Origin of the sequence: Streptomyces sp. NPDC060232 (genome assembly GCF_042726555.1) — a bacterium.
GTDB lineage: Bacteria > Actinomycetota > Actinomycetes > Streptomycetales > Streptomycetaceae > Streptomyces.
Genome location: NZ_JBHXAG010000013.1, coordinates 102,869 through 128,827, shown reverse-complemented (window position 1 = coordinate 128,827; position 25,959 = coordinate 102,869). Strand labels below are relative to the sequence as shown.

Below are 25,959 nucleotides of genomic sequence, written 5' to 3'. Positions count from 1 at the left end.
GGACGGTCAACCGGACGGGGAGTCGCCGACGATCAGGCTCCTGAGGGCCGGCATGCCGCCCTCCCGCAGGGCACGGCGCTGCCGGTCGGCCGGCGTCCCCTCCTGCAGGAGCCGGTGGACGAGGGACGACACCTCGCGTTCGTCACCCGACTCCGCCAACGCCGGAGCGACATGGGCGAGCAGGGAGTACAGCACGTCACCGCTGCTGCGGCAGCGCCCGTCTGGATCGACCAGCGTGGAGTTCAGGCCGTGCCGGGCCGCGTGCCAGTTCGCGGCCTGCAGCAGCTCCGGCCGGCACCGCACGGGAGCGGCCCCGGCCTTCTCCTCGGCCAGGGCTACCGCGACCAGCGCGCGGACCAGGCCCGCCAGCATCACCGCGTCCTCGGCCCGCAACTGCACGTCCAGGCACCGCACCTCGACGGTCGGGAAGCGGTCGGAGAGCCGCGCCTGCCAGTACAGCTGGCCCCGGTCGGCGATCACCTCGGAGGCGACGAGGGCGTCGATCCGCCTCTCGTAGTCGTCGAACCCGTCGAAGTAGGGTGGCGGGCCGCTCACCGGCCAGCGGCCGAAGACGATCGTGCGCCAGCTCGCGAAGCCGGTGTCCTTGCCGTCCCACAGCGGGGAGTTCGCCGACATGGCAAGCAGCGTGGGGAGCCAGACCCGGATGCGGTTCAGTACCGCGACGCCGGACGCCGGATCGGGCACCCCCACATGGACGTGCATGCCGTTGATCAGCTGCTCGTCCACCAGCTGCCGCGCCTGGCCCTCCATCCTGAGGTAGCGCGGCTTGCGGGTGACCGGCACCGCCGAGGTGTCCCTGAGCGGCGCGGCCGCGGCCATGGCGACCCGGCAGCCGTGCTCCTCCGCGGCCGACCCGACCGCGTGCCGCAGCCGCAGCAGGTGGCCGCCCACCTCCTCCAGCTCGGTGCAGACCGGCGTGGCGACCTCGACCTGGGCCTGGAGCAGTTCGTCCTGGACCTCGTCGTCCTCCGCGAGCGGACCGAGCCCCGCCGCCCTGCGCACGTCCTCGGCCACGGGGACAGGCAGCACCGTCACCGGGTCCACCAGGAGGTATTCCTCTTCGACGCCGAATGTGATCACGCCGTGCGGTTACCCCGGGAGCGCCCCGATCATCCGCCGAATGCGCCGACCGGCCTAGGGTCTGTATCGAGTTGCCCCGCGGCGTCGCGACGCCCGGCACGCACCCTCGGCGCACGAGCTAAATGTCCAAGTAGCTCCGCTACGAGGACATCCGTCCCGCACGCCGAGGGCACGCACCGAACGCCGCTATCCACGGGGCAACTCGATACAGACCCTAGGAGCCGGCCGGCGGTCACGGTCGGTACCCGCCGTGCCGCTCAGTGGTCGCCGTCCGGCGCCGGCTTGCCGCCCGGGGGGTGCGGGCGGACCTGTTCCTCCCGGCCGGTGCCCGTCTGCTGCCGCTTCGCGGCGTGGGCGCCCGCCTCGCCGGCGTCCCCGCCGTCCGTGCCGCGCAGGACGGCCTCGTCGGCCTCCCGGCGGGCCTCCCGGTCACCGCTCTCGCCCGGGGCCTGCGACGGGGTGGTCCGCCGGCTGTGGCTCTGCCCGTGTCGTGTCATCGTGTCCTCCTCCTTCGTCGGCGGGCCGGGGCTCAGTAGCCCAGCTCCCGCTTGAGTTCGGCTTTGTCCATGGACGACCGGCCATGGACGTTCTTGCGCCGGGCCTCCTCGTAGAGCTGGTCGTAGGTCGGGCCCTGGGCACCCTTGTGGGAGTGCAGCCCGCCGCGCCTCGCGGACGACATGTCCTCCAGCGACGTCCTGCTCGCCGTCTCGGACTCGCCGGCCCGGGCCCGTTCCTTGTTCACGGTCCGAGCGGCGATCTCCTTCGCCCGCTCGGGGCTCTCGCCCCGCTCCTCGGCGCTCTCCTTGATGTGCTCGTACTGGCGTTCCCGCTTGGGGCTGGAACCGCGAGGCATGATGGACTCCCTGGCTGGTGTGCGGACGGTCCGGTACGTCCCGCGCCTACCCCTGGCGAGCCGCCGCACACGGCGCCGGCCCGCCGCCCGGGGGACCGGGTGGATTGGCCCGCCGCCGACCGGGTAACCGCCGCGGACAAGGGTTCTCCGGGAGGGCTTGCCATGATCCACGTGTCGATACCGCTGATCCCCGCCACGGACGGCGTCCTGCTGATCCCCGCCGACCACGTGACCACCCTGCTGCGCCGCCTCGCGGCGGACTGGGTGGAGTCGGCCGAATCCGGCGAGCTGCGGGGCGACCGGCAGACCGCCGGCGACCTCTCCGGAGTGCTGACGGAACTCGCCGACCAGATCGACGTCGAGTGCATCGGATTCGCCTCCGCACTCGACGACGACAACGCCTGAAGGGGAGTCCCGCCGGTCAGTCCGGCCCCGCCAGGTGCAGTTCGGCTGCCAGGACGGCCTCGTGGACGGTCGACCGGCCCATCAGCACGCACAGGGTGTAGGCGACGTCGTCCATGGCCCTCCGGGCCGTCCCGTCGCCGGGGGCCGCCGCGAGGCGCTCCCGCGATACCCGGAAGCGGGCCAGGACCTCCCCGGTCCGGGCCCGGCTGGGCAACAGCCCCACGCCCCGGACGCCCCGGCCGCCCTCCTGGCCCGGCCGGGGGCACAGCAGGGCCTCCACGGCCCGGCGCAGCGCTCTGTCCCACCGGGCGGGTACCGGTTCACCATGCGCGCCCGCGACCACGGCGGCCGCGAAATCCGCCACCGGTACCTGCGCCCGCTCGGCGGCGGCCGCGAGGACGAGCCGCGCCTCGCGCGTCCCGCAGGGTGCCGTGGCCATCACCATGCCCGTCGCCCACTCCACCGCCTGCTCGCCCCGGAGGACCGATACATGCCCTGCAGAGGACTGATGAATGCTTTGAGACGTCACCGATCATCCTTTCAACCGAAGGCTGCACGTGCGGTGGGGGGAAGTATGAAAGGTATGCCCGCTGCGGTTGCCTTCCCACACCCGAAGAACGCACCCGGCCGCCGCCTTGTAGGTTCGGCCCCATGACCCTCACGACCCCACCGCGCCCGCTCGACGTCGAGGCCCTGTTCCCCGGGCTGGCGGCCCACCGCGCGACGGCGACCAGGCTGCACCCCCGTGCCGGAAGCCCCACGGCGCGGGACAGCCACGTGGGAGGTCCGCTGCTGTGGCCGGCCGGCGAGCCCTGGCCGGTGTGCGACGAGCCGCACCGGCACAGCGGGCCGCTGCTCGCGGTGGCCCAGCTCTACGCCCGGGACGTCCCGGATCTGGCCGCCGGACCCGACGGCTGCGATCTCCTCCAGGTCCTCTGGTGTCCCTTCGACCTCCACGGACCCACGGGTCACGGCATGCACGTACAGCTGAGGTGGCGGCGGTCGGCCGAAGTCCGCGAAGTGCTGGCGCCGCAGCCGGCACCGGCGCACGTCGGCTTCGACGGCTACCTGCCCACCCCCTGCGTGCTGCACCCGGAGCGGGTCACCGAGTACCCGTACATCGAGCTGCTGACCGGCGAGCTCGGCGAACGCGTCGAGGAGTGGGAGGACGCGCAGGAGGAGGCCGCCTACGAAGCCGAGGACGAGGAGGAGGCCGCCTACGAAGCCCAGGACGAGGAGGAGGACGGGTACGAAGCCGGCGGCGGGGCGCGGAACGCCCTGCCGAGCTACCAGAGCGACCTGTCCGTCGCGCCCGGCTGGAAGGCCGGCGGGCACGCGGCGTGGAACGTCACCGGGCCCGGGAGTACGGACTGCCCTGGCTGCGGCGCCGGGATGCGCCTGCTGCTGACCGTCGACTCGTACGAATGGCGCGCCGACAGCGAGAGTTGGCGCCCGCCCGCCACGTCCGGAGCCGACGGCAACCGTCCGACCGGGGTGGCCGTCGGCAACTTCGGCAAGCTCAACGTCTTCGCCTGCCCCCACGACCCCGCCCACCCCCACCGCTTCAGCGTGCAGTGAGGTTGAACGTCGAACTTTCGCCCCGTACTTCGCCCCCACAGCGCTGCCACCTCACCCCCGCTTCGTCAGGGCCGTGCGCCGAATCGGTGGGATAATCCTGTGTGGGGAGAGACCGGCGCGGGGCACCGGATCGTGAGGCTCGGGCGGTTCGAAGGAGGACGCGATGAGCACCCCCGACGCTCGCATCGCCGACCTGCTGGAGAACGTACCGACGGCCGCCAACCCGGCCACGCGGCCACCGCCCCCACCCCCCGGACAGGCACCGCGCGCCGACGGCCCGACCCTGCGCATCACGGTGATGTGGGGAGACCTGTCGGAGGCCGCCGCCGACCTGCACGTCACGGGGCACTACCAGTCGGTGGTGCCCGCCGACGCGGAGCTCGCCCTCGACCGCGCCATATCCGTCGGGCCCCGCGGGCTCATCACCGCCCACACCCAGCTCGGCTGGATCGACGCCCAGCTGGGGGAGGTCACGTACTTCCCGTGCGGAGACGGAACGGTGCGGTCCGCCGCCGTCGTCGGCATGGGCCCCATGGGAACCCTCACGGAACGCCGCGCCGGCCAGCTGTACGCCTCGCTGCTCGGCGAAGCGGTCGCGCTCGGCCACGTCGCCACCATGGCCACCGTGCTCATCGGATCGGGCCCCGGCAACCTCAGCGTGAACAACGCGGTCCGCGCCCTCGTGCGAGGCTTCGCCGGGGTCCTCACCGCGCTGGCGGCCTCCCCGACACCGCCCCGCCTGACGGAGGTGTTCCTCGTGGAGGTCGACCGCCTGCGCGCCGAGCAGCTCCACCTCGCGCTGACCGAAGCCACCGCGAACCTGCCCCAGCTGAAGATCACCCCGGAGCTGCGCGAGGGCGGCGGCGGCCGGATGTCCAGGCCCTCCGCCGCCGTGTACGCCCTGGCCGCGCTCACCCGGCTCGGCGGACCAAACGACGAGAGCGCCCTGCGCGCCGTACTGAAGGACTTCGACGACGGCATCCAGGCGCAGATCCGCGAGCAACTCACCGACCTGGCAACGGTGAAGCGCACCGACCTCTCCCTGACGGTCGGGAGGTCCGCGGAGCCCCCGGACGGCTCCGTACCCGTCCGGATGTCCGTTCAGTCGGGCTTCGGCGGGCTGCGCTGGGCCGCACTGACCGGGCGGGCGACCATACCCGAACGGCTCGTCCCCGTGGAGATGGGCCTGCTGCGGGAGCTCGTCGACCGGCTGACGGAGCCGAGCGTCGAGGACGCGCGTGAACTGCCCGACCTGCTCTCCCGGTTCGTCGTCCCGTCGGAGTTCCAGAGGCTGCTCACCGACGACGCCACGGTGCTGCTCGAACTCGACCGGGACACCGCCTCCGTACCGTGGGAGTTCCTGACCGAGATCCGGCAGCCGGGCGCCGAGAGGCGCGACCCGCTGGCGATCCGCACCCAGCTGTCCCGGCAACTGCGCACCCCCTACTCGCGCGTGATGACCGAGGCACTGTCGGACGGGCCGCTGCGGGCCCTGGTGATCGGCGACCCCGGGGACCCCGAGAAGGGCTTCAGACTGCCGGGCGCCCGGGAGGAGGCCCTCGGCGTCGCCGCCCAGCTCAGGGAACTGGGCGTGGACGTGACCTTGTTCATCGGTGCGACCAATGCCTCCCGCGAGCAGGGCGTCGATCTCGCGCGGCGCCTCGACGTCCTGCGGGTCCTGCTCTGCGGAGGCAACCACATCGTCCACTACTGCGGCCACGGCGACTTCGACTTCTCCGGTACGGGGCGACGCGCCGGCTGGGTCTTCGCCGACGGCCTGCTGACCTCCCAGGAACTGACCATGCTCGAACAGCCGCCCCTGATCGTCATGGCCAACGCCTGCTACACGGCCCGCCTCGCCGGCCCGAGCGGTCCCGGTACGGCGGCCGGGGCCGGCGGGGCCGGCGGTGGCGTGGGCGCCGGCGCCCAGCCCGTACCAGCCGCGGCCGTGGACCGGACGCCGTGGGGGAACCCGCAGGCCGCACTGGTTCCGAGCCTCGCCGACGAGTTCCTCCGCGCGGGTGTCGGGCACTACATCGGGGCGGCCTGGCGGATCCCCGACGACCAGGGAGTCACCTTCGCCAGGCAGTTCTACAAGAACCTGTTCTCCGACGGCACCGGCGACGGCCCGCCGACCGTGGGCGGCGCGGTCCGGGCGGCCCGCAAGGCGATCTACCGGCCGGATGCCGTGAGCGAACAGGACCCGGGCACCGTGGCGAACGGGCAGCGCCAGAGCGCCTGGGCCGCCTACCAGCACTACGGGAACGCTGCCGAACCGTTCACCCCGCCCGGCACGTCCGACCGGCCAGGGGGCAGTGAGAGAGGGTCCGCTCATGGCCAGGATCCCGATGGGTGACGTCGTCGTACTGCTCCCCGGCATCACGGGCAGCGTACTGACCAGGAACGGCAAGGACGTCTGGGCGCCCTCACCGTCCGCCGTACTGGGCGCGCTGGCCAGCCTGGGCGGCTCACTGGACTCCCTCGAACTGCGGGGGGACGACTGGCGCGTGGACGACCTCGGAGACGGCGTCGTCGCCGACCGGCTGGTGCCCGACCTGCACACCCTGCCCGGCCTGTGGAAGATCGACGGCTACACGGCGGTCGAGAGGTTCCTGCTGGACCGCTTCGACCTGGAGAAGGGCAGGAACTACTTCCCGTTCCCCTACGACTGGCGGCGCGACAACCGGGCCGCCGCCCGCCGACTCGCCGAACGGAGCGCCACCTGGCTGCGCGACTGGCGCGAGTCGAGCGGCAACACCGCGGCCGGACTCGTCCTGATCGGGCACTCGATGGGCGGACTCGTCGCCCGCTACTTCGTCGAGGCCCTGCAGGGATGGCGGGACACCCGCGCCGTCGTGACCTTCGGCACCCCCTACTACGGCTCCCTCAACGCCGTGGAGTTCCTGTGCAACGGCTTCCAGAAGCGGATCGGGCCCTTCGAACACGACCTCACCCGCCTGCTGCGCTCCCTCACCTCCCTGCACCAGCTCGTGCCCGTCTACAAGTGCGCGTACGGGCCGGACGGCCAGGCCACCGTCCCCGCCAGGGCCGCACTGCCAGGCTGGCAGCCGCAGTGGAGCAGCCACCTCACGGAGTTCTTCCGCGAGATGGAGGAAGCAGCCGCCGAGAACCGCAAGGACCCCGCCTGGGAAGCGGGCCCGGTGGTCTACCACCCCATCGTCGGCATGGACCAGCCCACCCTGCAGTCGGTCCGGATCACCGACCACAAGGCCGTCACCCTGAGGACCCGCGACGCCGGCGACGAGGGCGGCGACGGCACCGTCCCCAAGCTGTCCGCCGCGCTCTCGGGCACCGAGGACGCCCGCACCTTCGTCCCGCAGAAACACGGGAGCCTGCAGAACCAGGAGGCGATGCTCGACCACCTCAAGGGGATCCTGCAGTCCCTGCACGACATCCGCATCGACGACCTGCGATCCGCCGTGACCTCCTGGTTCAGCTACCTCGGTGACGACCTCTACCTCGCCGACGAGCCCTTCGTCTGCGAGATCGGAGCCAACAGCGCCCTCCGCGAGAGGGACCTGCCCGAGATCGAGGCCACCCTCTCGGTGACCGACCGGTCCACCGGTCTGAGCGTCCGCAGCGTGCCCGTCACCGTCCCCCGGGTGCGGCAGCAGTTCACCCTGGGCCTCCTGCCCCCCGGCACCTACGACCTGCTGATCAGGGCGGAGGCGGACACGGCCCCCCTGTCCGACGTCTTCGTCGTGGCCGACCCGAACGCCGCGGCGCCCTGACCCGGCTCACCCCGGATTCGCGTCAACGCCCGGGTGTCTCGCCGACGGCGTCCGGCCACCCGCCGACACCGGCCCGGTTGCGCCCTCGCGGAGTGGGGCGGCGGGAGGATGGCGGCATGGCCGACACCTTCGTATCGCGCATCATCGACGTGACGACCGGGGAACGGGAGACGGTCCACGACCTGACCTCCGCGTGTACCGCCTTCCTCGGGGAGGTGGCGCGCGGCCGGAGCGGACTGCTCAACATCTTCACGCCGCACGCGACCGCCGGGCTCGCCGTCATCGAGACGGGAGCGGGCAGCGACGACGACCTGCTGACCGCCCTGGAGTCGCTGCTGCCGGCCGACGACCGATGGCGCCACCGGCACGGCTCCCCGGGCCACGGACGCGACCACGTCCTCCCGGCGATCGTCCCGCCCCACGCGACGCTTCCGGTGATCGACGGGACGCTGGAACTCGGAACGTGGCAGTCCGTCACCCTGGTGGACACCAACCGGGACAACCCCCACCGCCAGGTCCGGCTGTCCTTCCTGGCCGGCTGACCCGGCCGCCCGGTCCCGGCCGGCGCGGTGGCGGCCGGCGGTGGCGGGCGGTCGACCGTGGGCGCGGCCCCCGGGGCCGCGCGCCCCTTTCCCGCGCGGACCGGCCGCCCGACGTGCCGGACCTCCCTGGCTGCCCCATCCTGCTCATGGAGGGCAACCGCAGCTGACAGGCGCCGTCCGCGGAAGGGAGCCGTCACCGTGTCCGGACCGCGCGACAAGCCGCCCCGCTTCACCGTGCCGGGCTGGATGCGCAAGTACACGCCGTTCCTGGGCCGGACCCTCGAACAGTTCGCCCGCGTCAACGTGCTGGACTGCGCCACCCGGCTGGCCGCGCAGGCCTTCCTCGGCGCGATCCCCGCCATCTTCGTCATCGGGGCCCTCGCACCCGACTGGCTGCGCGAACAGCTCGTCTCCACCCTCCGCACGACCCTGGGCCTGACGGGCCCGGCGCTGGACCAGATCCGTGCGGTGTACGAGGACGGCGACGCGGTGGCCGTCACGAGCACCGGCCTGGCCGGCGTGTTGATCACGCTGCTGTCCGCCACCGCCTGCAGCCGCGCCCTCCAGAGGACGTGCGAGCGGTCCTGGCACCTGCCGAAGGCCGGGGCCCGGCTCGCGGCCTGGCGCTGGGTGGCCTGGCTGCTGGTCTGGCTGGCCGCCCTGTTGTTCCAGGGGCCGCTGCAGGAGGCGTTCGGCATCGGTGGGATCCTCGGCGTGATCGTCTCACTGGTCAGCGGGACCCTGCTGTGGTGGTGGACCCAGCACCTGCTGCTCGGCGGCCGGGTCGCGTGGCTGCCCCTGCTGCCCGGCGCGGTACTGGTCGCGGTCGGGGCGGGCCTGGTCAGCTGGGGCTCCCGGTTCTACATGCCCCGCGCCGCGAACCACAGCCTCCAGCAGTTCGGCGGCCTCGGACTGGTCTTCGTCGTCCTGTCCTGGCTGATCATGTTCTTCGTCGTCGTCACCATGGGCATCGCCCTGGGATACATCGTGGCCCACGAGCCCTGGACGGCACGCTGGTTGCACACCCCGGACGACCCGCCGGAGCCGACCGCCACTCCGCTCGCCACCCCGCCCGCCACGCCGCGGCCCACCCCAACCCCCACCCCCACCTCACCCGATCCGGGTGACCCGAGTGGTGATCACGACCGATGACGGCTTGAGTGGAGGCTGTGGCCCGACCACAGTGCGACCCGATGCTCACGGCCAGGTTCACCGCACCGGCCGTGCCCAAGACCCTCGTCCGCCGCCCCGAGCTGCTCAGACGCCTGACGGCCGGGGTACAGGGCCCGCTCACCCTGATCAACGGCCCGGCCGGCTCCGGCAAGACGGTGCTCACCGCCCACTGGGCGGCGTCCGGCGGGCGCGCGCCACGGGCCCCCTTGTGGCTGACCGTCGAACCCGACGACGCCCCCGGCGTCTTCTGGGCGTACGTCCTGGAGGCCCTGCACCGGGGCGGGGTCGAGCTGCCCGCCACCGTGGGCAGGCCCAGCCGCGCCGAGGGAGTGACCCAGTCGTTCCTGGTGCGCCTGGCAGAGGGTCTGGCCGAGGCCACACAGCCCGTGGTCCTCGTGCTCGACCAGTTCGACACGGCCCAGCCGCCCGCCATGACCGAGGGACTGGACTTCGTCCTCCGGCACGCCGCCGGAGGGCTGCGCATCGTACTCACCAGCCGGACCGACTCCCTGCTCCCGCTGCACCGCTACCGGGCGGCCGGCGAGATCGCGGAGATCCGGCACGCCGACCTCAGGTTCACCCACGAGGACGCCGAGGCCCTGCTGGGCGAGCACCGGCTGCACATCTCCCAGGCAGGCATCCGGCTGCTGATGCTGCGGACCGAGGGATGGGCCGCGGGAGTGCGGCTGTGCGCCCTCGCGATGCAGCGCAGCCCCGACCCGGAGGCCTTCGTCCGCCAGTTCGCGGCCGACCGCACCACGATCGCCGACTACCTGCTCAAAGAGGTACTCGACGCGCAGCCGCCGGACACCCAGGACCTGCTGCTGCGCGTCAGCGTCACCGACCGGGTCCACCCCGACCTGGCCGACGCGCTGACCGGCCGCGACGACGCCGCCCGGACACTCGCCGGGCTGGCCCGCGACAACGCCTTCCTGGAGCAGGTCGACGCCTCGGCCTGGTACCGGCTGCACCCCCTGTTCGCCGAGGTCCTGCGCGCACACCTGCGCCAGCGCCACCCCGGCCTGGAGCAGCAGCTGCACGGGCGGGCGGCGCGCTGGCTCGCCGGGACCGGCCGGCTCACGGAGGCCGTCGTCCAGGGGGCCGCCGCCGGCGACTGGCCGTTCGCCGCGGGGCAACTCGTCGACGACCTCGCGATCGGCCGACTGTTCACCGGACTGGAGGCCGAGCAGCTGAACCGGGCCTTCGCTCCTCTGCCGGCCGAGGAGCCGGGCGCGGCACCGGCGCTGGTCGGCGCGGCCGCCCGGCTCGTCGTACAGGACCTCCCCGGATACGAGGACGCGGCGCGGCGCGCGGACTCCCGCCTGAGCCCCGCTTCCGGCGCGGCCGCCCGGTTCAGCCGTGCCTTCCTCACGGTGCTCGCCGGGCGCACGACCGGCGACCTGGCTGCCACCGAGCGGGCGGCGGCCGACGCCGAACGCATGCTCGGGGAGCTGCCGCCCCTGCGCGTCGCCGCGCACCCCGAGTTGCGCGCCCTGCTCCTGGCTGCCCTGGGCGCGGTACGCCTCGGCGCCGGACGGCTCGGCGCCGCGGAGCACGCCCTCACGGCGGCCGTCGAGGCCTGCGCAGGGCCGGGTACGGGCCCGGGTACGGCGCCCGTACCCGGCGCGGGCACTGGTCCGGGAGGGGAGCCGGGCACCCATACAGGAACCGATCCGGGAACCGGTCCGGCCATGCAGTACCCGCTCTGCGACGCGCTCGGCTCGCTGGCCCTCGCCGAGCTGATGCAGGGCCGGCTGCGGCAGGCCGCCGAGCACGCCCGCGCGTCCCTCGTCGTGGCCGAGCAGTCGGCGCTCCCGCCCGAGCGCCACTCCGGCGCCGGCCACCTCGTCCTGGCGGGCATCGCAGCCGAGCACGACGACCTGCCGAACGCCCGCTCCCACCTGGAGCTGGCGACGACGATCGCGGCCGCGGCCACCGGTTCCCGCCCCGACCCCGTGGCCGCGGTCCTGGCCGCCGTCATCGGCGCCCGGATCGCGGTGTACGAGGGCGACGCAGAGACCGCGCTCGCCGTACTCACCCGCCTGCGCCCGGCAGCCACGGCCACGGCCACGGCCACGGCCGCGTCCGCGCCCTCGTACGCGTGGGCGGTGGACGAGCTGGCCGTCGCCGAATCGGCCGCGCACCTGGCGCGCGGAGACGCCGCGGCGGCCCTTCAGGTACTCGACGCCGCGCCCTCCGGGCGGCCCGAGCACACCGTGGCCCGCGCCCGCGCCCTCCTGGCGGCCGGCCGTACCGGGCCCGCCGCGCGGGAGCTGGCGGGCCTGCCCGCGGACGAAGGTCTCGCGGCGCCGGCCCGGCTGGCGGCCTGCCTGCTCAGGGCGGACATCGCCGCTGCGGAGGGCGACACCGAGGAGGCCCGGCGGAGGCAGGCCGAGGCCGCGGACCTCGCCCGGCCGGAGGGACTGCGTCTGCCGTGCGACGAGAGCGGGCCCCGTGTACGCCGGACCCCGCGGGCGGCCCCGCGGGGTCCGGCACCGCGCCACGGCCGCCCGGCCGACGGGCCGCCACCCGTGGTGGAGTCGCTCAGCGCGCGGGAGACCGAGGTGCTGCGGCAGGCCGCGCAGATGCTGTCCACCGAGGAGATCGCCGGCGAGCTGTACGTGTCGGCCAACACGGTCAAGACCCACCTGAAGAGCATCTACCGCAAGCTCGGCGTCACCCGGCGCAGCGACGCCGTCCACCGGGCTCAGGACCTCGGCCTGCTGTGAGGCGCACGGCGGACTCGCCCGTAGCGGGCGATGCCCGGATGCGGGGCGCGGGCCGACGATGGCAGGGCACCACCAGCACCCCAAGCACCAGCACCAGCACCAGCACCTGAAGTCTTCCTTCGGAGAGAAGTGAGTGCTCTCATGCGCTACGAGTTCCGCATCTCGGGCGTCGTGCCGGACACACTCGCCGCGAACTTCCCCGAGCTCGACCGGATCCCGGTCCGGGAGCAGACGCTCCTCCTCGGCATCGTGGCGGACGAGGCACACCTGTACGGGCTCCTCACACGCTTCCAGTCCCTGGGCCTGCGGGTGCTCGAAATGCGCCAGGTACCCGCCTGACGCCGCGCCCGCAACCCGACCCGGAAGGGAGGACCACCCGCTTCGGGTGATCACGAGAAGCCGTCGGCCGGACGACACTGCGATGGTGTCCGGCGCGGTACCGCCAACTGTGAGGTGAGTTCGAATGGGCCAGTCCACACCGACCGGGGGAACTTGGAACACCGGCCCCGCGCCGGGCACCACACCGCTGTCCAGCGGTGGCGACGGAACCGGAGGGGCGGTCGGCACGTTCTTCGCCGCGGTCCTCCTCGTCGTGACCGGATGCCTCGCGATCTTCCAGGGCATCGCGGCCATCGCCGAGGACGACGTGTACGCGCGCCTCGGCAGCTACGTCTTCGAATTCGACCTGACGGCGTGGGGCTGGATCCATCTCATCGTCGGACTCGTCGTCGTCCTGACCGGAGTGGGCCTGTTCATCGGCTCCAATGTGGCCAGGGGCGCGGGCATCGTCCTCGCCGGCCTCAGCATCATCGTCAACTTCCTGTGGCTGCCGTACCAGCCGTGGTGGTCGATCATCATCATCGCCATCGACGTGTTCATCATCTGGGCCCTGTGCACGAGTTGGTCGCAGAAGCCCGCATGACGTGACGCGGTGGGTACGCGAGCACCCGGTCCGATCCCACTCGGACCGGGTGCCGTCACGCGCGCCGTCCCCGGCCGGCCGGCTGCGGGATCAGCTCAGGGCCGGGATCAGCTCAGGGTGAGGAGCACTTCGTCGATCTCGCCGTCCCGCGCCCGGGCGAAGCCGCGCCCGCGCCCGGTGACGACGAAGCCGCACTTCTCCAGAACCCGGATCGACCCCTGGTTGTCGGCCGCCGAGTGCGCGTGCAGCGGACGGGTGCCCGCGAGGTCGACCAGCGCCGCGAGCGCTGCAGTGGCGATCCCGCGCCCCCAGTGCGACCGACCGATCCAGTACGTGACCTCCCGCTCGTCCGGCGGCCCGTACACGGCGGCGTGCCCCCACCACCTCGTCGCCGGCCAGCACGGTGCGCACGAGGACCTCGGGGTTCGAGCGGATCCGCGCTCAGTGGCCCTCGAATCGCCCGGTCGTAGTGGTACTCCCGGGTGACCGCCGCGACGTGCTGCGCCGCCGGGTCGGAGAGCTGCTCCCAGAAGGCGGGCAGGTCACTGTCGCGTACTTCGCGGAGGGAGATCATCTGGAGGGTGGCTCCTGTGCGGGGTCGAGGAGAATGTGCTGCCCTGATCGCCCCGGAAGCGTACCTGGCATGCCCCGGCGGGCGCCCTGCCCGAGCCGGCGCGGCACGGCGCGGACCCGTGGCGCGGACCCTGGTGCCGCGTCAGGCAGCGTTCGCCCCGTCGCGGCGTCCGGCACGCACTCTCGCCGCACCGGCCGGGAGCCACGTACGTCCCGCACGACCGCTCCCGGCCGGCACGCCGAGTGCACGCACCGGACGCCGCTCCTGACGGGCCAACGCTGCCCGGCGCGGCACAGCTGCCGCACCCCGCCTCAGGACCGTCGTCCACGCGGCCGGCTCGGTCAAGCCGATCGTCCCCGACGCCTGTTGGGAGCGGGGCGTCGTGGTCTGCGCCGCCGCGTCCTGCGGCTGGAGAGGCCTACCGCGCCGCGCGCGGCCGGCACCGCGACCGGCATCAGGGCCACGGGAACACCGGCACCTCCCGCAGCCGCGTCGGCGTCGTCGGCGCCTCCCGGATCGGCTGCCGCGTCATCGCACTCCTCACCCCATACGACCTCGAACTCGCCGTGTACGAGCCGTGCATGAGCGCCGAGCAGGCACCAGGTCTCGGTGCCCGCGCGGTCGGACTCGACGAACTCCGCCGCACCTGCGACGTCGTCAGCCGGCACACGCCCCCGCCCTGCCGGAGACCCAGGGTGGTGAGCGACCGCTACGGCGCCGGTCCGCCGTTCGCCCACGAGGCGCGCCGAGAGGACCTCCACCGGAGCGCATGAACCGCTTTCGAGCGGCCCTGGTGTTGGGGGGAGGCTGAGGAAGCAGGGTCGGCCGACTGCTCGAACAGGGCCTCGAACCGGCCCCCGCGCACATACCTCCAAACGGAGCCCGCGGGGCACCTCTTCGGGGGAATGGGGCCTTGCGGACTTCGGTCGACGGTGGTCGGCTGCCGAAGAACGAGGGGCGGCCCCCCTCGGGGCCGTGCGGTGCTCCGGCACCGCACTGCACGACAAGGAGATTCCACGTGTCGCGTGTTTGGAAGAGTGCGGGCGTCGCCCTGGTGCTGGGCCTGGCGGTCATCGGCGGTGCGTCCTCGGCCTCCGCGGACTCCGTCGCGGAGGGCATCGCGGTCGGCTCGCCGGGCATCCTCTCGGGTAACGTCGTCCAGTTCCCGATCCACGTTCCGATCAACTTCTGCGGGAACAGCGGCAACTTGTTCGGCGCGCTCAACCCGGCCGTCGGCAACACCTGCGTCAACGCCTGAACGACGTAGCACCGAGCCCGTCCCGGCCGGACCCCCCGGCCGGGACGGGCCGTACGTGCGTCCGGGTGCCAGACGGCCCGCACGGACTCAGGGTCCCGGCGGACGGGTTCGCCTGACCACCGGCAACACGGCAACCCGGCAACCCGGCCGACCGGCGGTGGCCGAACGAGCGGTCCACGGGATCACGCGGCCGGCGGCGGACCCCCGTACGGCATCGAGAACTCCGCGTGCGACGCTTGCACCGCACCCGGAAGGAGATCACACGATGCACACGCCGAGCCGGCCCGAAGACCTCGACCACCCCGAGCAGTTGTGGAGCAGAGGCGTGATCATGGCCATGGTCGACGCCGCATGCTCCAACGGCACGGAGTTCGCCCTCGACGAGGACGGCTTGTGGTGCCACAGCACCGGCGCCGGAGGCTGGTGGCGCCTGAGCGTGTTCGACGGGGGACGCGCCGTCTTCTGCGGCCAGGACCCCGACGGCAGCCACACCCACGTACGCGGCGAGCAGATCGACTTCCTGGCGGGCGGGCCCGACTGGCTGCCCTGGGACCTCCTGCGGGACGACGCCGACGGCAACATGTTCGGCTTCGTCTACTGGTGGGAGAACGGCGCCTGGCACCGCATCCCGTACCCGGAGGAGCTACGCGAGGACGGGCTGGAGGGAGCCGCGCCCTGGGTCGGCTCGCACGAGGAGTTCCTCGGGCTCACGGCTTCCTCCTTCGACGTCTCCTATGTGCAGGAGCGGGCCCTCACCGAGGCCGTCGACCGGTTCGCGGCGCTCGCCCGGGAGGGCAAGGCCGACTCCGACGCGGTGACGGCCCTGCTGACCGCGCCCGGTGCGGAGGGCCGCCCCGCGCCACGCCTCGACGTGGCGCTCGACATCGCCACCCGCGCGGGCATCCTGGCCTGATCCGACCGAAGCCGGCCACGGCGTCCGCTACTTGAGGGCGGCGAACGCCCGGGTGAAGGCCAGCGGCTGCTGGAGGATCGAACTGCACGTGGCGTCCGCGTAGTTGACGGCGCCGGCGGCGCACTGCTTGTCACGCGTCGAGGACCACATCGCAAGCCTGCCGATCCCCTTCGCCGCCGCGAACTCCACGAGCTGCGTGGCGTCCGCGACGGTGAAGATCTCGCTGGTCACGTCGTTGACACCGATCATCGGCGTGACGGCGACGGCCTTCCACGCCGCCGCGTCGGAGAGCCCGAGCACCCCCTTGATCTGCGCCTGGGTTGCCGTCGCGGCCTGGATCGCGTACTGCCCCATGTCCCCGCTGTACGCCGGACCGTAGTCCATCGCCATGATGTTGACGGCGTCGACGCGGACGCCGTTCTTGCGGGCGTCGGCCAGCAGCGCCACGCCGGGCTGGGTCAGGCCCTCGGGCATCACGGGCAGGGTGAAGGCCACGTCCAGCCCTGGGTGGGACTTCTGGAGCTTGGCGATGGCCTGTGCGCGGCGCGCGTTGGCGGCGGTGTCCGGCAGGGCCGCGCCCTCGATGTCGAAGTCGACCTTGGTGAGCCGGTACTGGTCGACGACCTTGCCGTAGGCGGCGGCCAGGTCGTCCACGGTGGCGCAGTTCAGGGCCAGTTCGTGTCCGGCGGCCCCGCCGAAGGACACGCGGACGTCGCCGCCCTTCGCGCGCAGCGCACCGATCTGCGCGGCGACCTTGTCGTTCGCGAGATCGGTGACGCCGCCCCACAGCGGTGCGCAGCCGCCGCCGGAGGTGATGAAGGCGAGGTGGAACTCCTTCACACCGGTCTGGGCCGCGGTGTCGAGCAGGTCGTACGCGGGGAACAGCGAGGTGTCCACATACGGGGCGAAGCGCGCGCCGCCGCCTGTGGGAGCGGGCGCGGTCGCCGTGGGGGAGGGCGAAGCGGTCCGGGTCGGTGCGGCGGAGGTGGCCGACGCCGTCGGGGCCGTGGTCGGCGCCGCGGTGGCGGTGGGACGGGCGGTGGGGCGCCCGCTCGGCTGGGCCGTCGCGCCCTGGTCCACCGAACACTTCACCCCGTTGATGCGGCAGCCCGTGGGGTCGCCGGGGGCGCCGGAGCCGCTTGCCACGAATCCGACGGTGACGGAGGCACCGGCCGCCAGTCGGCCGTTCCACTCGGCGGGCTTCACGGTGACGCGCCGGCCGTCGACGGTGTGGGTGCCGTTCCAGAGCGAGTCGATCTTCGTGCCCGCCGGCAGGTCGAACTCCAGCGTCCAGCCCGACTGCGCCTGACCGGTGCTGTTGGTGATGACGTACTGGCCGGTGTAACCCCCGCTCCAGGAGCTGGACTTCGTGTAGACGGCGCCGACGGTGCCGGCGTGGGCGGTCCCGGTGAGCGCGAAGGCCGCACCGCCGATCACCGCCGCCGCCACGATCGCGCCCGTGACCCTCGCCGTACGACTCGTCCTGCGCCGGTGACCGACTGTGCTGCCCATCGCGTGCCTGCCTCTGTTGCGTTACTGGGGAGTTGGGGTTGCGGCAGCACGCTAGCCGCACCGAAACGGACATTCGTTCGTTTCGGTGCGGCTCTGATGAGTCTTAGGTTCCGCTTAAGGAAGGGGAAAGCGGGGGATCAGGTAGCGGCCTCGCGCGGGTGAGGTGGGCTCCATGCGAAGGTCCATCCGAAGCGCCGGGGTCCTCACCGGCCTGGTCCTCACACTCGGCGGCATCGCCGCCGCCCCGACCGCTCCGGCGGACACACCTGCCCGCACGCAGAGGGCGGCCGGGGCCGGTACGGACACCACCGAAGCCGTCACGGCCGCCGGCCGCCGCCGACCGGCCAAGCAGCGCCTGGCAGAACGGCGTTGGGGCATGCCGCGAGCCGTCCGGGCCAGATCACCCTGGGTCGGCGCACGCTCGCACTCCGACGCCCGAAGCCGGGGCCCGGGGAGTCAGCCGTGGGTTGCGTCGATCACGCAGAACCGGTTGCCCTCGGGGTCCGCCAGCACCACGAAATCGGGGTCCTCCGGGTAGGAGTCCCAGTCCACGTGCCGCGCACCCAGCGCCACCAGGCGTGCCACCTCCGCCGCCTGCTCCGCCGCGTCCGCCGCGTACAGGTCGAGGTGGACACGGGGGCGCTCCTGGACCGGCGTGACGCTGCGCCCGAGCGCCAGGCCGGGGCCGCCGCCGTCGGCCGGGACCAGGACGGTCCAGCCGTCGTCCACCTCGCCGTCGCGCGGTACGTAGCCCAGTGCCCCGCCCCAGAAGTCCGCGGCCCGCCGCACGTCCGCGGCGCCCATGACGATCGTTCCGATGGTCAGCATGATCCGATTCTGGCAAACGCGGCCCGGCCGGCCCGTCTCAGGGCTGCGCGGGCCGCTCGACCGCCGCCACCGCCGCGTCGTCGCCCAGGGTGTCCCCCGTCGCGTGCGCGAGCAGGTCCTCGCACACGTGGTCCAGCAGCGCCCGCGGGGGCGTGCCGGTGCACCCGGCGACCTGCTCCGCGAGGGGATGGAAGGTGCCCGTCCGGTCGCGGGCCCCTCCTGCAGACACCGGGAGGCGACCGTGATCTCCGAAGCCAGGCCCTCGGCGGCCCGGCCGGCCACCGACGGCTCAGCCGGTCCCGTAGGGGCTACGGCCGCCGGCGGGGCTTGCCGCCCTTGCCGCCCTTGGCTCCGCCGGATCCGGCGCGCGAACTCTTCCCCGCGGACTTCCCGGACGCGGGCTTTCCGGCCCCGCCCCCGCCCCCGCCCCCGGTCCCGCGCCGCGCCCCGGCGCCGCCGGCCTTGCCGGTGCCCGTCTCCGGCCGCTTGCGCTTCGCCTTCGGCTGCGCAGGGGTCTGCGGACGGCCCCGCGTACTGTTCACGGTCCGGCCGCGGACGATCCCGATGAACTCCTCCACCAGATCCGGGGTGGGTTCCGCCTGCGGCCACGACAGCGCGACCCGCGACGTGGGCGCGTCCGACACGGGCCGGTAGGTGAGGTCCCTGCGGTGGTGCAGGCGGGCCAGGGACTGGGGTACGACGAGTACGCCCACGCCCGCCGCCACCAGCTCGATCGCGTCCGCCGTCGTGGCGGGCCGCTCGATCGCGGGCTGTCCCGGCAGCTTCTCCCAGTCCAGGGTGTCGTCGAGGGGCTGCCACACGACCTCGTCGGCGAGGTCCTCGGTGGTGACCTCCTCCGCAGCCGCCACGATGTGGTCCTTGGGGACGACGACCACCGTGGTCTCGGTGTAGAGGGGGATCGCGCTGAGGTCCTCGCGGTCCACCGGGAGCCGGACGAAGCCCGCGTCGGCGCCACCGGAGCGCAGCACGCCGAACACCTCGGCGGAGGAGACCTGGGCGAGGGCCAGCGGGACGTCGGGCAGCCGCTCGTTCCAGATCCGCACCCACTTCGCAGGGGTCACGCCGGGGACATAAGCGAGCCGGAACGCATGGGGTACTTCCGAGCCTGTCACCCCGCAAGGCTACCGGGCGTGGTCGGAACCCGTGCACACGCTCGATACCCTTGACTCATGACGTCGCACCAGAACACCCAGACGATGAAGCCCGCGACCGCGGCGAAGAAGCTGGGCGTGTACCTCGAGGCCACCCCCGCAGAGTTCCAGGAGGGTGTCGTCTCGCGCAGTGAATTGAGTGCGCTCCAGGCCGACCCGCCCCAGTGGCTCCAGGAGCTGCGCCGCAACGGCCCCCACCCCCGCCCCGTGGTCGCCTCCAAGCTGGGCGTCTCCATCGCGGGCCTCGCCCGTGGCGGAGTCACCGAGCCCCTCACCACCGAACAGATCGAAGCGCTGAAGCAGGAAGCTCCTGAGTGGCTCCAGCGGGAGCGGGCCACCCAGGCCGATGTCCGCAAGGAAGCGGTGCGGATCAAGGAGCGGAACGCCGAGCGGGCCGAGAAGGCGCGCAACCAGGAGTCCTGACCCTCGGCTCGGACTCCCGTCGGGCCCGGTCCCCCCTCACAGGGAGGACCGGGCCCGACGTCGTCCGCCGGGTCTCCCGTCGTCGTCCGCGTGCGTCCTGGCGGACCACCTGCGTCCGGTCGGGGGTCCGCCCCCGCCGGTTCATTGCGGAGGGTCGCCCGCCAGCAGGTGCACGGCCCGGTCCAGCCTGGCCCGCCTGGTCTCCGGCGTGAGCGCCTGCAGCAGGGGCAGGGCCACCAGGTAGCGCCCGGTCCGGTCCAGTGCCTCGAAGGCCGCACGGGCCTCGGGGCGCGCTTCGAGCGCCGCTTCGAGGTCTTCCGGCACCCCCGCGGTCCGCTGCGACGCGTAGGCGCCGCCCCAGCGGCCGTCCGCCTGCGCCCGGCGCACCTCGGCCAGCCCGGGCTCACGCATCCGGCCCGATGCGGTCAGCGCGGCGACCTTGTCCACGTTCACCTGCGACCACAGGCTCTTCGCCCGCCGCGGCACGTACTTCTGCAGGTAGTGGAGCTCGTCGAGGGAGCGCCGTTGTCCCGAGATCCAGCCGTAGCAGAGGCCCACGTCGACGAGCTCGTCGTCGGTGACCGACGGGATGCCGGACTTCTTCTTCGCGACCTTGATCCACACCCCCTCCTGGCGCGTGTGGTGCTCGGCGAGCCAGCTCTCGAACGCCGCGGCGTCCGCGAAGCCGACGATCTCCACCCCGTCGAGTTCGTCCATGCGCCACAGGCTATCGGCCACCCTGGCGGTCGGTCCGCGCTGCGACGGCTGGCGCAGAATCGATTCCTTAGGGTCAGGCGGCCACGGTCTCCGGGCGGGTGTCGTCACGGTGCCCGGAGGAGGCCGAAGCGCGCGACGCGAACAGGGAGTCCAGCGCCAGGGCCCCGGGGCCGGTGAACACCAGCAGCAGGAAGGCCCAGCAGAACATCGCGGAGGCCTCGCCGCCGTTCTGCAGCGGCCAGAGCGCACCGGGCTGATGCACCGTGAAGTACGCGTACGCCATCGAACCGGAGGCGACGAAGGCCGCGGCCCGGGTGCCCAGGCCGAGCAGGACCAGGGCGCCGGCGACCAGCTGGATGGCGGCGGCGTACCAGCCGGGCCAGGTGCCTACCGCGACGGTACCGCCGCCGGGGGCGCCGCCCAGGACACCGAAGAGGGAGGCCGCCCCGTGCGAGGCGAAGAACAGGCCGGTGACGATCCGGAACAGCCCGACGGCGTAGGGCTGGGCACGGTCGAGACGTGCGTTCATGGGGGGAGGCTCCTTCGGTCGGGGACGAATCCCGAAGTCGTGCCGAACTGCTCAAGCGCGAGCGAGCCATAGGTTAGGTAGACCTAACAGACGTGACAAGCGCGAGTTCCGGCCACGGCACCGGGCACTTCCCGGCTCCTGGGGCCGCGCCGAGGGCACGCGCGGCCTTCCCGCGCCCGGCCCGCACCCCGGCATGCGCACCGTGCGCACGTTCCGTCGATCGTCCGCGCAGGAAGCTCGGGCGCCGGCGGCCCCCGCGGTCCCGTCGGACCGGTCAGCCCCGTCGGTCCAGTCGGCCCGGTCCGCTGGCGGGCGGCCTGCACGTGCGGTCCGCTGGAGGCGTGAGCATCCTCCCTGGCCCGGGCTGGTGGGCGCGGCTCCCGCCCGCGGCGGGAGCCGCCGTCATGGCCACGGGCATCCTCTCGGTCGCGCTGCACATGACGGGACACGAAGCGCTGTCGCTCGTCGCCTTCGCCATCGCCGTCGCCCTGTGGCTGGTACTCGCCGTCGACTTCACGGTGCGACTGCTGGGGGACCGCGGGCGGTTCCGTGCCGAGGCCGACACCCCCGCCGCCCTGACGGCCGTCGCCGCCACCACCGTCATCGGCGCCCGGCTCTCCCTGTCCGGCTGGCAGACCCCGGCCGCCGCCCTGCTCGCGCTCGCCGCGCTCCTCTGGCCCGGCCTCCTGCTCAACGTCGTGCGGCACTGGCGCCGCGGCATGCCCGGAGGCGCCTTCCTCGGCTGCGTGGCCACGCAGGGGCTCGCCGTCCTCGCGGCGGTCCTCGCCGCCGTCGACCGCCAGGACTGGCTGGGCTGGGCGGCGCTGGCCGCCTTCTGCCTCGGGCTGGTGCTGTACGTGGCCGCCCTCTTCCGGTTCGACCTGCACGAGGTGGTGGGCGGGGCGGGCGACCACTGGGTGGCGGGCGGTGCGCTCTCCATCTCCGCGCTGGCCGGCTCCCAGCTCACCGCGTCACCCGTCTGGTCGGGTTCGGCGCACACGGCCCTGCGTACCGTCACGCTCATCGCGCTCGCCCTGTCCCTCGTCTGGTACGTCGTCCTCCTCGCCGCCGAACTGCGCCACCCCCGTCCGCGCTACGACATCCGCCGCTGGGCCACCGTCTTCCCGCTCGGCATGACGTCCACCGCCTGCCTCTCCGTCGCGGAACCGGCCGGCATCGCCTGGCTGGTGCCGCTGGGCGAGGTCCTGCTCTGGATCGCCGTGGCCGCCTGGCTGTTGACCGTCTCCGTACTGGCCGCTGCCCACCTCGCCGCCCGGCGCCCACCCGTCACCTGACCCGCCGCTCCTGTGGCGGGGCCGACGCCCGGTCAGTAGGGTCCCGGCATGGCGTACACGTTCCAGGTGACCATCGACTCGACCGACCCGCACCCGCTCGCCGACTGGTGGGCCGACGCCCTCGGCTGGGAAGTGGAGCCCAGCGACGAACAGTTCATCCGCGGCCTGATCGCCGCGGGGCACGCGACCGAGGACGACACCACCACCCACCGCGGCACCCTCGTCTGGAAGGCGGGCGCGGCGATCCGCCACCCGAAGGGGCTCGACGGCGCGCCCCGCATCCTCTTCCAGCTCGTCCCGGAGGCCAAGACCGTCAAGAACCGGGTGCACCTCGACGTGCGGACCGGCGACGACGACCCGCAGGCACTGGTCGAGCGCCTCGTCGCCAAGGGCGCGAAGCGCCTCCACGAGGGCCGCCAGGGCCCCAGCACCTGGACCACCCTCGCCGACCCCCAGGGCAACGAGCTCTGCGTATCCCACTGAGGCGCGCGCACCGGATCCCGCCGCCCCGTCCGCCGCCCCACCCCCGCGCGCGCACGCCCGGCGCGGCCTACGCTTCCACGGGTGAACGTCATCCTCTTCGGTGCGACCGGGATGCTCGGCCGGGGCGTCCTGCGCGCATGCCTGCGCGACGACTCCGTCGACGGAGTCCTGGCCATCGGACGCCGCCCGCTCGGCGTCACCCACCCCAAGCTGCGCGAGCGGGTGCAGGACGACCCGTCCGACCTGTCCGCCGCCGGGGTCGACCCTGCCGCGTACGACGCCTGCTTCTTCTGCCTGGGAGTCTCCTCCCTCGGCATGAAGGAGGAGGAATACCGGCGTGTCACCCACGACCTGACCCTCGCCGTGGCCCGGCCGCTGGCCGCCGCCAACCCCGGGATGACCTTCGTCTACGTCTCCGGGGAGGGCACCGACAGCACCGGGCGGGGCCGTTCCATGTGGGCCCGCGTCAAGGGGCGTACCGAGAACGACCTGCTGGAACTCCCCTTCCGCGCCTACATGTTCCGCACCCCGGCATCGTCCAGCCGGCGCGCGGCGTACGCTCCGGGACCCGGCTCTACCGCGCCCTCTACGCCGTCACCGCGCCGCTGGTCCCGCTGCTGCGGCGGTTGTCACCGGACCTCGTCATCACCTCCGAGGACTTCGGCCGCGCCATGATCGCGGTCGCCACTCCCGGCACCGAGGTCCCCGGCCACATCCTGCGGCCCGCGGACATCAACCGCCTGGGAGGTGCCCGGACCAGGCCTAATTAGGTACCGCGCACACCCTCCCGCAGGCGAGAATGAGCCATCTCAAACCGGGAGGACCCCATGAGCCAGGAGACCCTGACTCTGCATGACCTGCTGCCCGCCCAGGCGCTGGCCGACTCGATCGACGCCGGGTACGTGACCCGCAAGTCGCACCCCGAGCTGCCGCTGTCCCTCTACACGTACACGCGGACAGCCCAGTACGAGCGCGTCTGGAACGAGGTCACCACGCGCTGCCGCGGTCTCGTCGCCGACGACGAGACCGGCGCGATCGTCGCCCTGCCACTGCCGAAGTTCTTCAACGTCGGCGAGCACGAGTCGGGTCAGCCGTACGCCCCGGCCCTCCCCGACGAGCCGTTCGAGGTGTACGACAAGGTCGACGGCAGCCTCGCGATCGTCTTCCACTACGCGGGCCGCTGGCGGGTCGCCTCCAAGGGCTCCTTCACCAGCGCCCAAGCCGTCTGGGCACAGCGCCGGCTCGACGGCGCGGACACCGCGGCCCTGAACCCGGGCACCACCTACCTCGCGGAGATCCTGTACCCGCAGAACCGCATCGTCGTCGACTACGGCGACCGCCGCGATCTCGTCCTCCTCGCCGCCTTCGGCCTGGACGGCACCGAGGTCCCGCTCGCCGACGCCGCGGCCCACTGGACCGGGATCGGCTCCGTCGTCACGGTGTGGCCCGCCATGCCCCTCGACGAGCTGCTCGCGCTGACCGAGTCCAACACCCTGCCCGGCGGCGCCTGCGCGAACGGCATGGACGCCGAGGGCTTCGTACTGCGCTTCGCCTCCGGCGTGCGCGCCAAGGCCAAGCTGTCCGAATACGTACGGCTCCACAAGGTGCTCACCGGTGTGACCGCGCGGGACATCTGGCGCGGCCACGGCGTGCAGCGCTTCGCCGGCATGCCCGCGAAGCAGCTCGCGCAGGGCCTGAACTGCACCGTCGCCGACATCGAGGCCTCGGGCGGGAAGCCCCTGGACGCCCTCCTGGAGCAGGTGCCCGACGAGTTCGACCACTGGGTGCGCGAGGTCATCGCCGGCCTGGAGGAGGCCGCCGCCCGCCACGAGCGCGCGATCGACGAGGCATACGCGGGCCTCGCGCATCTGACCGCCGACCGGGGTGCCTTCGCACGTGCGGTCGCGCAACTGCCCGACCGCACCGTCCGGCCCGCGATGTTCATGAGGCTCGACGGCCGGTCGACCGAACTCACCACCTGGCGCCAGGTACGGCCGGAGACCGCCGACCCGTACGTCGGCGACGAGGAGAACAGGACCGGGTCCCAGGCGGATCACCGATCCGGTCCCGAGGCGGAGAGCGGGTCCGGTCCCGAGGCGGAGAACCCGACGCTCTCCGAGGCGGGGGACCGGACCGCGTCCGCGCAGCAGCGCCCGGGCCCGCCCGCCGCCGCGCCCACCCGCACGCCCGAGGCGGCGCCCCGGATCCCGGCGCCGGCGGCGGAGGGGACCGGCCGTCCTGCGCGGCGGGAGGCCCCGCTGCCCGTCGTCCACGTCATGACCGGCCTGCCCGCGTCGGGCAAGACGACGGCCGCGCGCGCCCTCCAGGCCGAGTCCGGCGGCCGTATGCGGCGGGTCAACCTTGACGACCTGCGGGCCATGCTCGACCTGCCGGACCCCGAGCGAGGCCGCAGCTTCGCGCACGAGCAGACCGTTCTGGCGGTCCAGGACGCGGCGGTCCGCGCGGCCGTCGACGGCGGCTTCGACGTGGTCGTCGACAACACCCACCTGACCAAGCACATCCCGAAGCGGCTGAAGGCGGCGGTCGGCGGTCTCGCGACCTTCGTCGTGCACGACTTCACCGACGTCCCGCTGGAGGAGTGCCTGCGCCGGGACGCCGCCCGACAGCGGCAGGTCGGCGAGGAGATCATCCGTGTCCTGGCCGAGAAGCACCGCAACGCCCGCAAGGGCGGCTGGCGGCTGACGACGGAGTGGATGAACGGCGCCTCCGGTGCGGTGGCCGCGCCGCCCGTGACGGAGTACGTACCCGACCCGGCGCTGCCGACGGCGGTGATGTGCGACATCGACGGCACGCTCGCGCTCACCGGTGACCGGGGGCCGTACGACTTCACGCGCTGCGAGCTCGACCTGCTCAACGAGTCGGTCCGGCACGCGCTGGACGCCTTCCGGCGCGCGGACGGCGACGTGATCGTCCTGCTGTCGGGCCGTGGCGAGGAGTACCGGCCGCAGACCGAGGCCTGGCTGCGCCGGCACGCGGTGCCGTACGACGAGCTGTGGATGCGCGCGGCGGGCGACACCCGTCGCGACGACGTGGTCAAGGCGGAGCTGTTCGACGCGCACGTCCGCCACCGGTACGCGGTGCGGGTCTCGCTCGACGACAGGGACCGCGTCGTCGCGGTCTGGCGCCGGATGGGCCTGCCCACCTGGCAGGTCAACTACGGCGACTTCTGAGGTGCCCGG

The 25,959-nt window shown here is 73.4% G+C and carries 27 protein-coding genes and 1 pseudogene; 17 read left to right on the top strand and 11 right to left on the bottom strand.

What is annotated here, in order from left to right:
- Positions 1–6 precede the first annotated feature (6 nt).
- The 3 genes from ACFWFZ_RS20405 to ACFWFZ_RS20395 form a co-directional block, all read right to left on the bottom strand.
- Entirely contained in the window at positions 7–1,101 is a 1,095-nt protein-coding gene (locus tag ACFWFZ_RS20405; protein ID WP_387124194.1) for a glutamate--cysteine ligase, read from the bottom strand.
- 257 nt (positions 1,102–1,358) lie between these two features.
- Positions 1,359–1,598 (bottom strand): hypothetical protein, encoded by a 240-nt coding sequence (locus ACFWFZ_RS20400; protein ID WP_387124193.1) that lies wholly within the window; start codon positions 1,596–1,598, stop codon positions 1,359–1,361.
- Positions 1,599–1,630: 32 nt separating this feature from the next.
- Complete coding sequence (locus tag ACFWFZ_RS20395; protein ID WP_387124192.1) at positions 1,631–1,954, bottom strand: plasmid stabilization protein; 324 nt, start codon at positions 1,952–1,954, stop codon at positions 1,631–1,633.
- 162 nt (positions 1,955–2,116) lie between these two features.
- Between ACFWFZ_RS20395 and ACFWFZ_RS20390 the strand changes: the two genes are divergently transcribed.
- Positions 2,117–2,359 (top strand): DUF6213 family protein, encoded by a 243-nt coding sequence (locus ACFWFZ_RS20390; RefSeq protein ID WP_045321909.1) that lies wholly within the window; start codon positions 2,117–2,119, stop codon positions 2,357–2,359.
- A gap of 16 nt (positions 2,360–2,375) precedes the next feature.
- On the opposite strand, the gene ACFWFZ_RS20385 is transcribed toward ACFWFZ_RS20390, so the two are convergent.
- Positions 2,376–2,804, bottom strand: coding sequence for a DUF5133 domain-containing protein (locus ACFWFZ_RS20385; RefSeq protein ID WP_387124191.1), 429 nt, complete (start codon positions 2,802–2,804; stop codon positions 2,376–2,378).
- Between the two features lie 206 nt (positions 2,805–3,010).
- Between ACFWFZ_RS20385 and ACFWFZ_RS20380 the strand changes: the two genes are divergently transcribed.
- The 8 genes from ACFWFZ_RS20380 (at position 3,011) to ACFWFZ_RS20345 (ending at position 13,055) form a co-directional block, all read left to right on the top strand.
- Positions 3,011–3,937 carry a hypothetical protein gene (locus ACFWFZ_RS20380; protein ID WP_387124190.1) on the top strand — a complete coding sequence of 309 codons (927 nt, stop codon included), beginning with the start codon at positions 3,011–3,013 and terminating at the stop codon, positions 3,935–3,937.
- A 163-nt stretch (positions 3,938–4,100) separates the two neighbouring features.
- Positions 4,101–6,293 carry a CHAT domain-containing protein gene (locus tag ACFWFZ_RS20375; RefSeq protein WP_387124189.1) on the top strand — a complete coding sequence of 731 codons (2,193 nt, stop codon included), beginning with the start codon at positions 4,101–4,103 and terminating at the stop codon, positions 6,291–6,293.
- Positions 6,271–7,689: a hypothetical protein gene (locus tag ACFWFZ_RS20370; RefSeq protein ID WP_387124187.1), complete on the top strand. Its 1,419-nt coding sequence runs from the start codon at positions 6,271–6,273 to the stop codon at positions 7,687–7,689. The genes ACFWFZ_RS20375 and ACFWFZ_RS20370 overlap by 23 nt, the downstream gene beginning before the upstream one ends.
- Positions 7,690–7,805: 116 nt before the next feature.
- Positions 7,806–8,231, top strand: coding sequence for a secondary thiamine-phosphate synthase enzyme YjbQ (locus ACFWFZ_RS20365; protein WP_387124185.1), 426 nt, complete (start codon positions 7,806–7,808; stop codon positions 8,229–8,231).
- 198 nt (positions 8,232–8,429) lie between these two features.
- A complete protein-coding gene (locus ACFWFZ_RS20360; protein WP_387124183.1) occupies positions 8,430–9,383 on the top strand; it encodes a YhjD/YihY/BrkB family envelope integrity protein in 954 nt (317 codons plus the stop codon).
- A gap of 41 nt (positions 9,384–9,424) precedes the next feature.
- Complete coding sequence (locus ACFWFZ_RS20355; RefSeq protein WP_387124181.1) at positions 9,425–12,133, top strand: LuxR C-terminal-related transcriptional regulator; 2,709 nt, start codon at positions 9,425–9,427, stop codon at positions 12,131–12,133.
- Between the two features lie 141 nt (positions 12,134–12,274).
- Positions 12,275–12,472, top strand: coding sequence for a hypothetical protein (locus ACFWFZ_RS20350; RefSeq protein WP_030662027.1), 198 nt, complete (start codon positions 12,275–12,277; stop codon positions 12,470–12,472).
- Between the two features lie 124 nt (positions 12,473–12,596).
- Positions 12,597–13,055 carry a hypothetical protein gene (locus tag ACFWFZ_RS20345; RefSeq protein ID WP_387124179.1) on the top strand — a complete coding sequence of 153 codons (459 nt, stop codon included), beginning with the start codon at positions 12,597–12,599 and terminating at the stop codon, positions 13,053–13,055.
- A 107-nt stretch (positions 13,056–13,162) separates the two neighbouring features.
- Here the strand turns inward: ACFWFZ_RS20345 and ACFWFZ_RS20340 are convergent.
- Positions 13,163–13,629 (bottom strand): annotated as a pseudogene (locus ACFWFZ_RS20340) (GNAT family N-acetyltransferase).
- Positions 13,630–13,871: 242 nt separating this feature from the next.
- On the opposite strand from ACFWFZ_RS20340, the gene ACFWFZ_RS20335 reads away from it, so the two are divergent.
- The 3 genes from ACFWFZ_RS20335 to ACFWFZ_RS20325 all read left to right on the top strand — a co-directional run bounded on the left by ACFWFZ_RS20335 (position 13,872) and on the right by ACFWFZ_RS20325 (position 15,800).
- Positions 13,872–14,402 (top strand): NAD(P)-dependent oxidoreductase, encoded by a 531-nt coding sequence (locus ACFWFZ_RS20335; RefSeq protein ID WP_387124177.1) that lies wholly within the window; start codon positions 13,872–13,874, stop codon positions 14,400–14,402.
- A gap of 245 nt (positions 14,403–14,647) precedes the next feature.
- Positions 14,648–14,887, top strand: a complete 240-nt coding sequence (locus ACFWFZ_RS20330; RefSeq protein WP_387124175.1) for a chaplin — start codon at positions 14,648–14,650, stop codon at positions 14,885–14,887.
- Between the two features lie 265 nt (positions 14,888–15,152).
- Positions 15,153–15,800, top strand: a complete 648-nt coding sequence (locus ACFWFZ_RS20325) for a hypothetical protein (RefSeq protein ID WP_387124173.1) — start codon at positions 15,153–15,155, stop codon at positions 15,798–15,800.
- 27 nt (positions 15,801–15,827) lie between these two features.
- On the opposite strand, the gene ACFWFZ_RS20320 is transcribed toward ACFWFZ_RS20325, so the two are convergent.
- From ACFWFZ_RS20320 to ACFWFZ_RS20305, 4 genes are all read right to left on the bottom strand, one after another.
- Positions 15,828–17,312, bottom strand: a complete 1,485-nt coding sequence (locus ACFWFZ_RS20320; RefSeq protein ID WP_387124172.1) for a cellulose binding domain-containing protein — start codon at positions 17,310–17,312, stop codon at positions 15,828–15,830.
- A 456-nt stretch (positions 17,313–17,768) separates the two neighbouring features.
- On the bottom strand, positions 17,769–18,140 hold the full coding sequence (locus tag ACFWFZ_RS20315; RefSeq protein ID WP_387124170.1) for a VOC family protein: 372 nt from the start codon (positions 18,138–18,140) through the stop codon (positions 17,769–17,771).
- Between the two features lie 37 nt (positions 18,141–18,177).
- Positions 18,178–18,369: a hypothetical protein gene (locus ACFWFZ_RS20310; protein WP_387124168.1), complete on the bottom strand. Its 192-nt coding sequence runs from the start codon at positions 18,367–18,369 to the stop codon at positions 18,178–18,180.
- 79 nt (positions 18,370–18,448) lie between these two features.
- Entirely contained in the window at positions 18,449–19,273 is an 825-nt protein-coding gene (locus ACFWFZ_RS20305) for a LysR family transcriptional regulator substrate-binding protein (protein ID WP_387124166.1), read from the bottom strand.
- Positions 19,274–19,330: 57 nt separating this feature from the next.
- Between ACFWFZ_RS20305 and ACFWFZ_RS20300 the strand changes: the two genes are divergently transcribed.
- Positions 19,331–19,735 carry a DUF5997 family protein gene (locus ACFWFZ_RS20300; protein ID WP_030661982.1) on the top strand — a complete coding sequence of 135 codons (405 nt, stop codon included), beginning with the start codon at positions 19,331–19,333 and terminating at the stop codon, positions 19,733–19,735.
- Positions 19,736–19,876: 141 nt separating this feature from the next.
- Here the strand turns inward: ACFWFZ_RS20300 and ACFWFZ_RS20295 are convergent, their stop codons facing one another.
- Complete coding sequence (locus tag ACFWFZ_RS20295; protein WP_387124164.1) at positions 19,877–20,452, bottom strand: YdeI family protein; 576 nt, start codon at positions 20,450–20,452, stop codon at positions 19,877–19,879.
- 73 nt (positions 20,453–20,525) lie between these two features.
- Positions 20,526–20,981 (bottom strand): DoxX family protein, encoded by a 456-nt coding sequence (locus tag ACFWFZ_RS20290; protein WP_387124162.1) that lies wholly within the window; start codon positions 20,979–20,981, stop codon positions 20,526–20,528.
- A gap of 341 nt (positions 20,982–21,322) precedes the next feature.
- Here ACFWFZ_RS20290 and ACFWFZ_RS20285 point away from each other — a divergent pair, with 341 nt between their 5' ends.
- From ACFWFZ_RS20285 to ACFWFZ_RS20270, 4 genes are all read left to right on the top strand, one after another.
- Positions 21,323–22,276: a tellurite resistance/C4-dicarboxylate transporter family protein gene (locus ACFWFZ_RS20285; RefSeq protein WP_387124160.1), complete on the top strand. Its 954-nt coding sequence runs from the start codon at positions 21,323–21,325 to the stop codon at positions 22,274–22,276.
- Positions 22,277–22,324: 48 nt separating this feature from the next.
- Positions 22,325–22,759 (top strand): VOC family protein, encoded by a 435-nt coding sequence (locus tag ACFWFZ_RS20280; protein WP_387124158.1) that lies wholly within the window; start codon positions 22,325–22,327, stop codon positions 22,757–22,759.
- An 81-nt stretch (positions 22,760–22,840) separates the two neighbouring features.
- A complete protein-coding gene (locus ACFWFZ_RS20275; protein ID WP_387124157.1) occupies positions 22,841–23,434 on the top strand; it encodes an epimerase in 594 nt (197 codons plus the stop codon).
- A 152-nt stretch (positions 23,435–23,586) separates the two neighbouring features.
- A complete protein-coding gene (locus tag ACFWFZ_RS20270; RefSeq protein ID WP_387124155.1) occupies positions 23,587–25,950 on the top strand; it encodes an AAA family ATPase in 2,364 nt (787 codons plus the stop codon).
- Positions 25,951–25,959: the final 9 nt, after the last annotated feature.

Bases quoted from the DNA above. Each gene is read 5' to 3' on its own strand.
- ACFWFZ_RS20375 (WP_387124189.1), top strand. From the start codon at position 4,101: ATGAGCACCCCCGACGCTCGCATCGCCGACCTGCTGGAGAACGTACCG.
- ACFWFZ_RS20300 (WP_030661982.1), top strand. From the start codon at position 19,331: ATGACGTCGCACCAGAACACCCAGACGATGAAGCCCGCGACCGCGGCG.
- ACFWFZ_RS20280 (WP_387124158.1), top strand. From the start codon at position 22,325: ATGGCGTACACGTTCCAGGTGACCATCGACTCGACCGACCCGCACCCG.
- ACFWFZ_RS20400 (WP_387124193.1), bottom strand. From the start codon at position 1,598: ATGACACGACACGGGCAGAGCCACAGCCGGCGGACCACCCCGTCGCAG.
- ACFWFZ_RS20355 (WP_387124181.1), top strand. From the start codon at position 9,425: ATGCTCACGGCCAGGTTCACCGCACCGGCCGTGCCCAAGACCCTCGTC.
- ACFWFZ_RS20315 (WP_387124170.1), bottom strand. From the start codon at position 18,140: ATGCTGACCATCGGAACGATCGTCATGGGCGCCGCGGACGTGCGGCGG.
- ACFWFZ_RS20320 (WP_387124172.1), bottom strand. From the start codon at position 17,312: ATGGGCAGCACAGTCGGTCACCGGCGCAGGACGAGTCGTACGGCGAGG.
- ACFWFZ_RS20365 (WP_387124185.1), top strand. From the start codon at position 7,806: ATGGCCGACACCTTCGTATCGCGCATCATCGACGTGACGACCGGGGAA.
- ACFWFZ_RS20325 (WP_387124173.1), top strand. From the start codon at position 15,153: ATGCACACGCCGAGCCGGCCCGAAGACCTCGACCACCCCGAGCAGTTG.
- ACFWFZ_RS20295 (WP_387124164.1), bottom strand. From the start codon at position 20,452: ATGGACGAACTCGACGGGGTGGAGATCGTCGGCTTCGCGGACGCCGCG.
- ACFWFZ_RS20290 (WP_387124162.1), bottom strand. From the start codon at position 20,981: ATGAACGCACGTCTCGACCGTGCCCAGCCCTACGCCGTCGGGCTGTTC.
- ACFWFZ_RS20385 (WP_387124191.1), bottom strand. From the start codon at position 2,804: ATGGTGATGGCCACGGCACCCTGCGGGACGCGCGAGGCGCGGCTCGTC.
- ACFWFZ_RS20350 (WP_030662027.1), top strand. From the start codon at position 12,275: ATGCGCTACGAGTTCCGCATCTCGGGCGTCGTGCCGGACACACTCGCC.
- ACFWFZ_RS20390 (WP_045321909.1), top strand. From the start codon at position 2,117: ATGATCCACGTGTCGATACCGCTGATCCCCGCCACGGACGGCGTCCTG.
- ACFWFZ_RS20380 (WP_387124190.1), top strand. From the start codon at position 3,011: ATGACCCTCACGACCCCACCGCGCCCGCTCGACGTCGAGGCCCTGTTC.
- ACFWFZ_RS20345 (WP_387124179.1), top strand. From the start codon at position 12,597: ATGGGCCAGTCCACACCGACCGGGGGAACTTGGAACACCGGCCCCGCG.
- ACFWFZ_RS20395 (WP_387124192.1), bottom strand. From the start codon at position 1,954: ATGCCTCGCGGTTCCAGCCCCAAGCGGGAACGCCAGTACGAGCACATC.
- ACFWFZ_RS20370 (WP_387124187.1), top strand. From the start codon at position 6,271: ATGGCCAGGATCCCGATGGGTGACGTCGTCGTACTGCTCCCCGGCATC.
- ACFWFZ_RS20270 (WP_387124155.1), top strand. From the start codon at position 23,587: ATGAGCCAGGAGACCCTGACTCTGCATGACCTGCTGCCCGCCCAGGCG.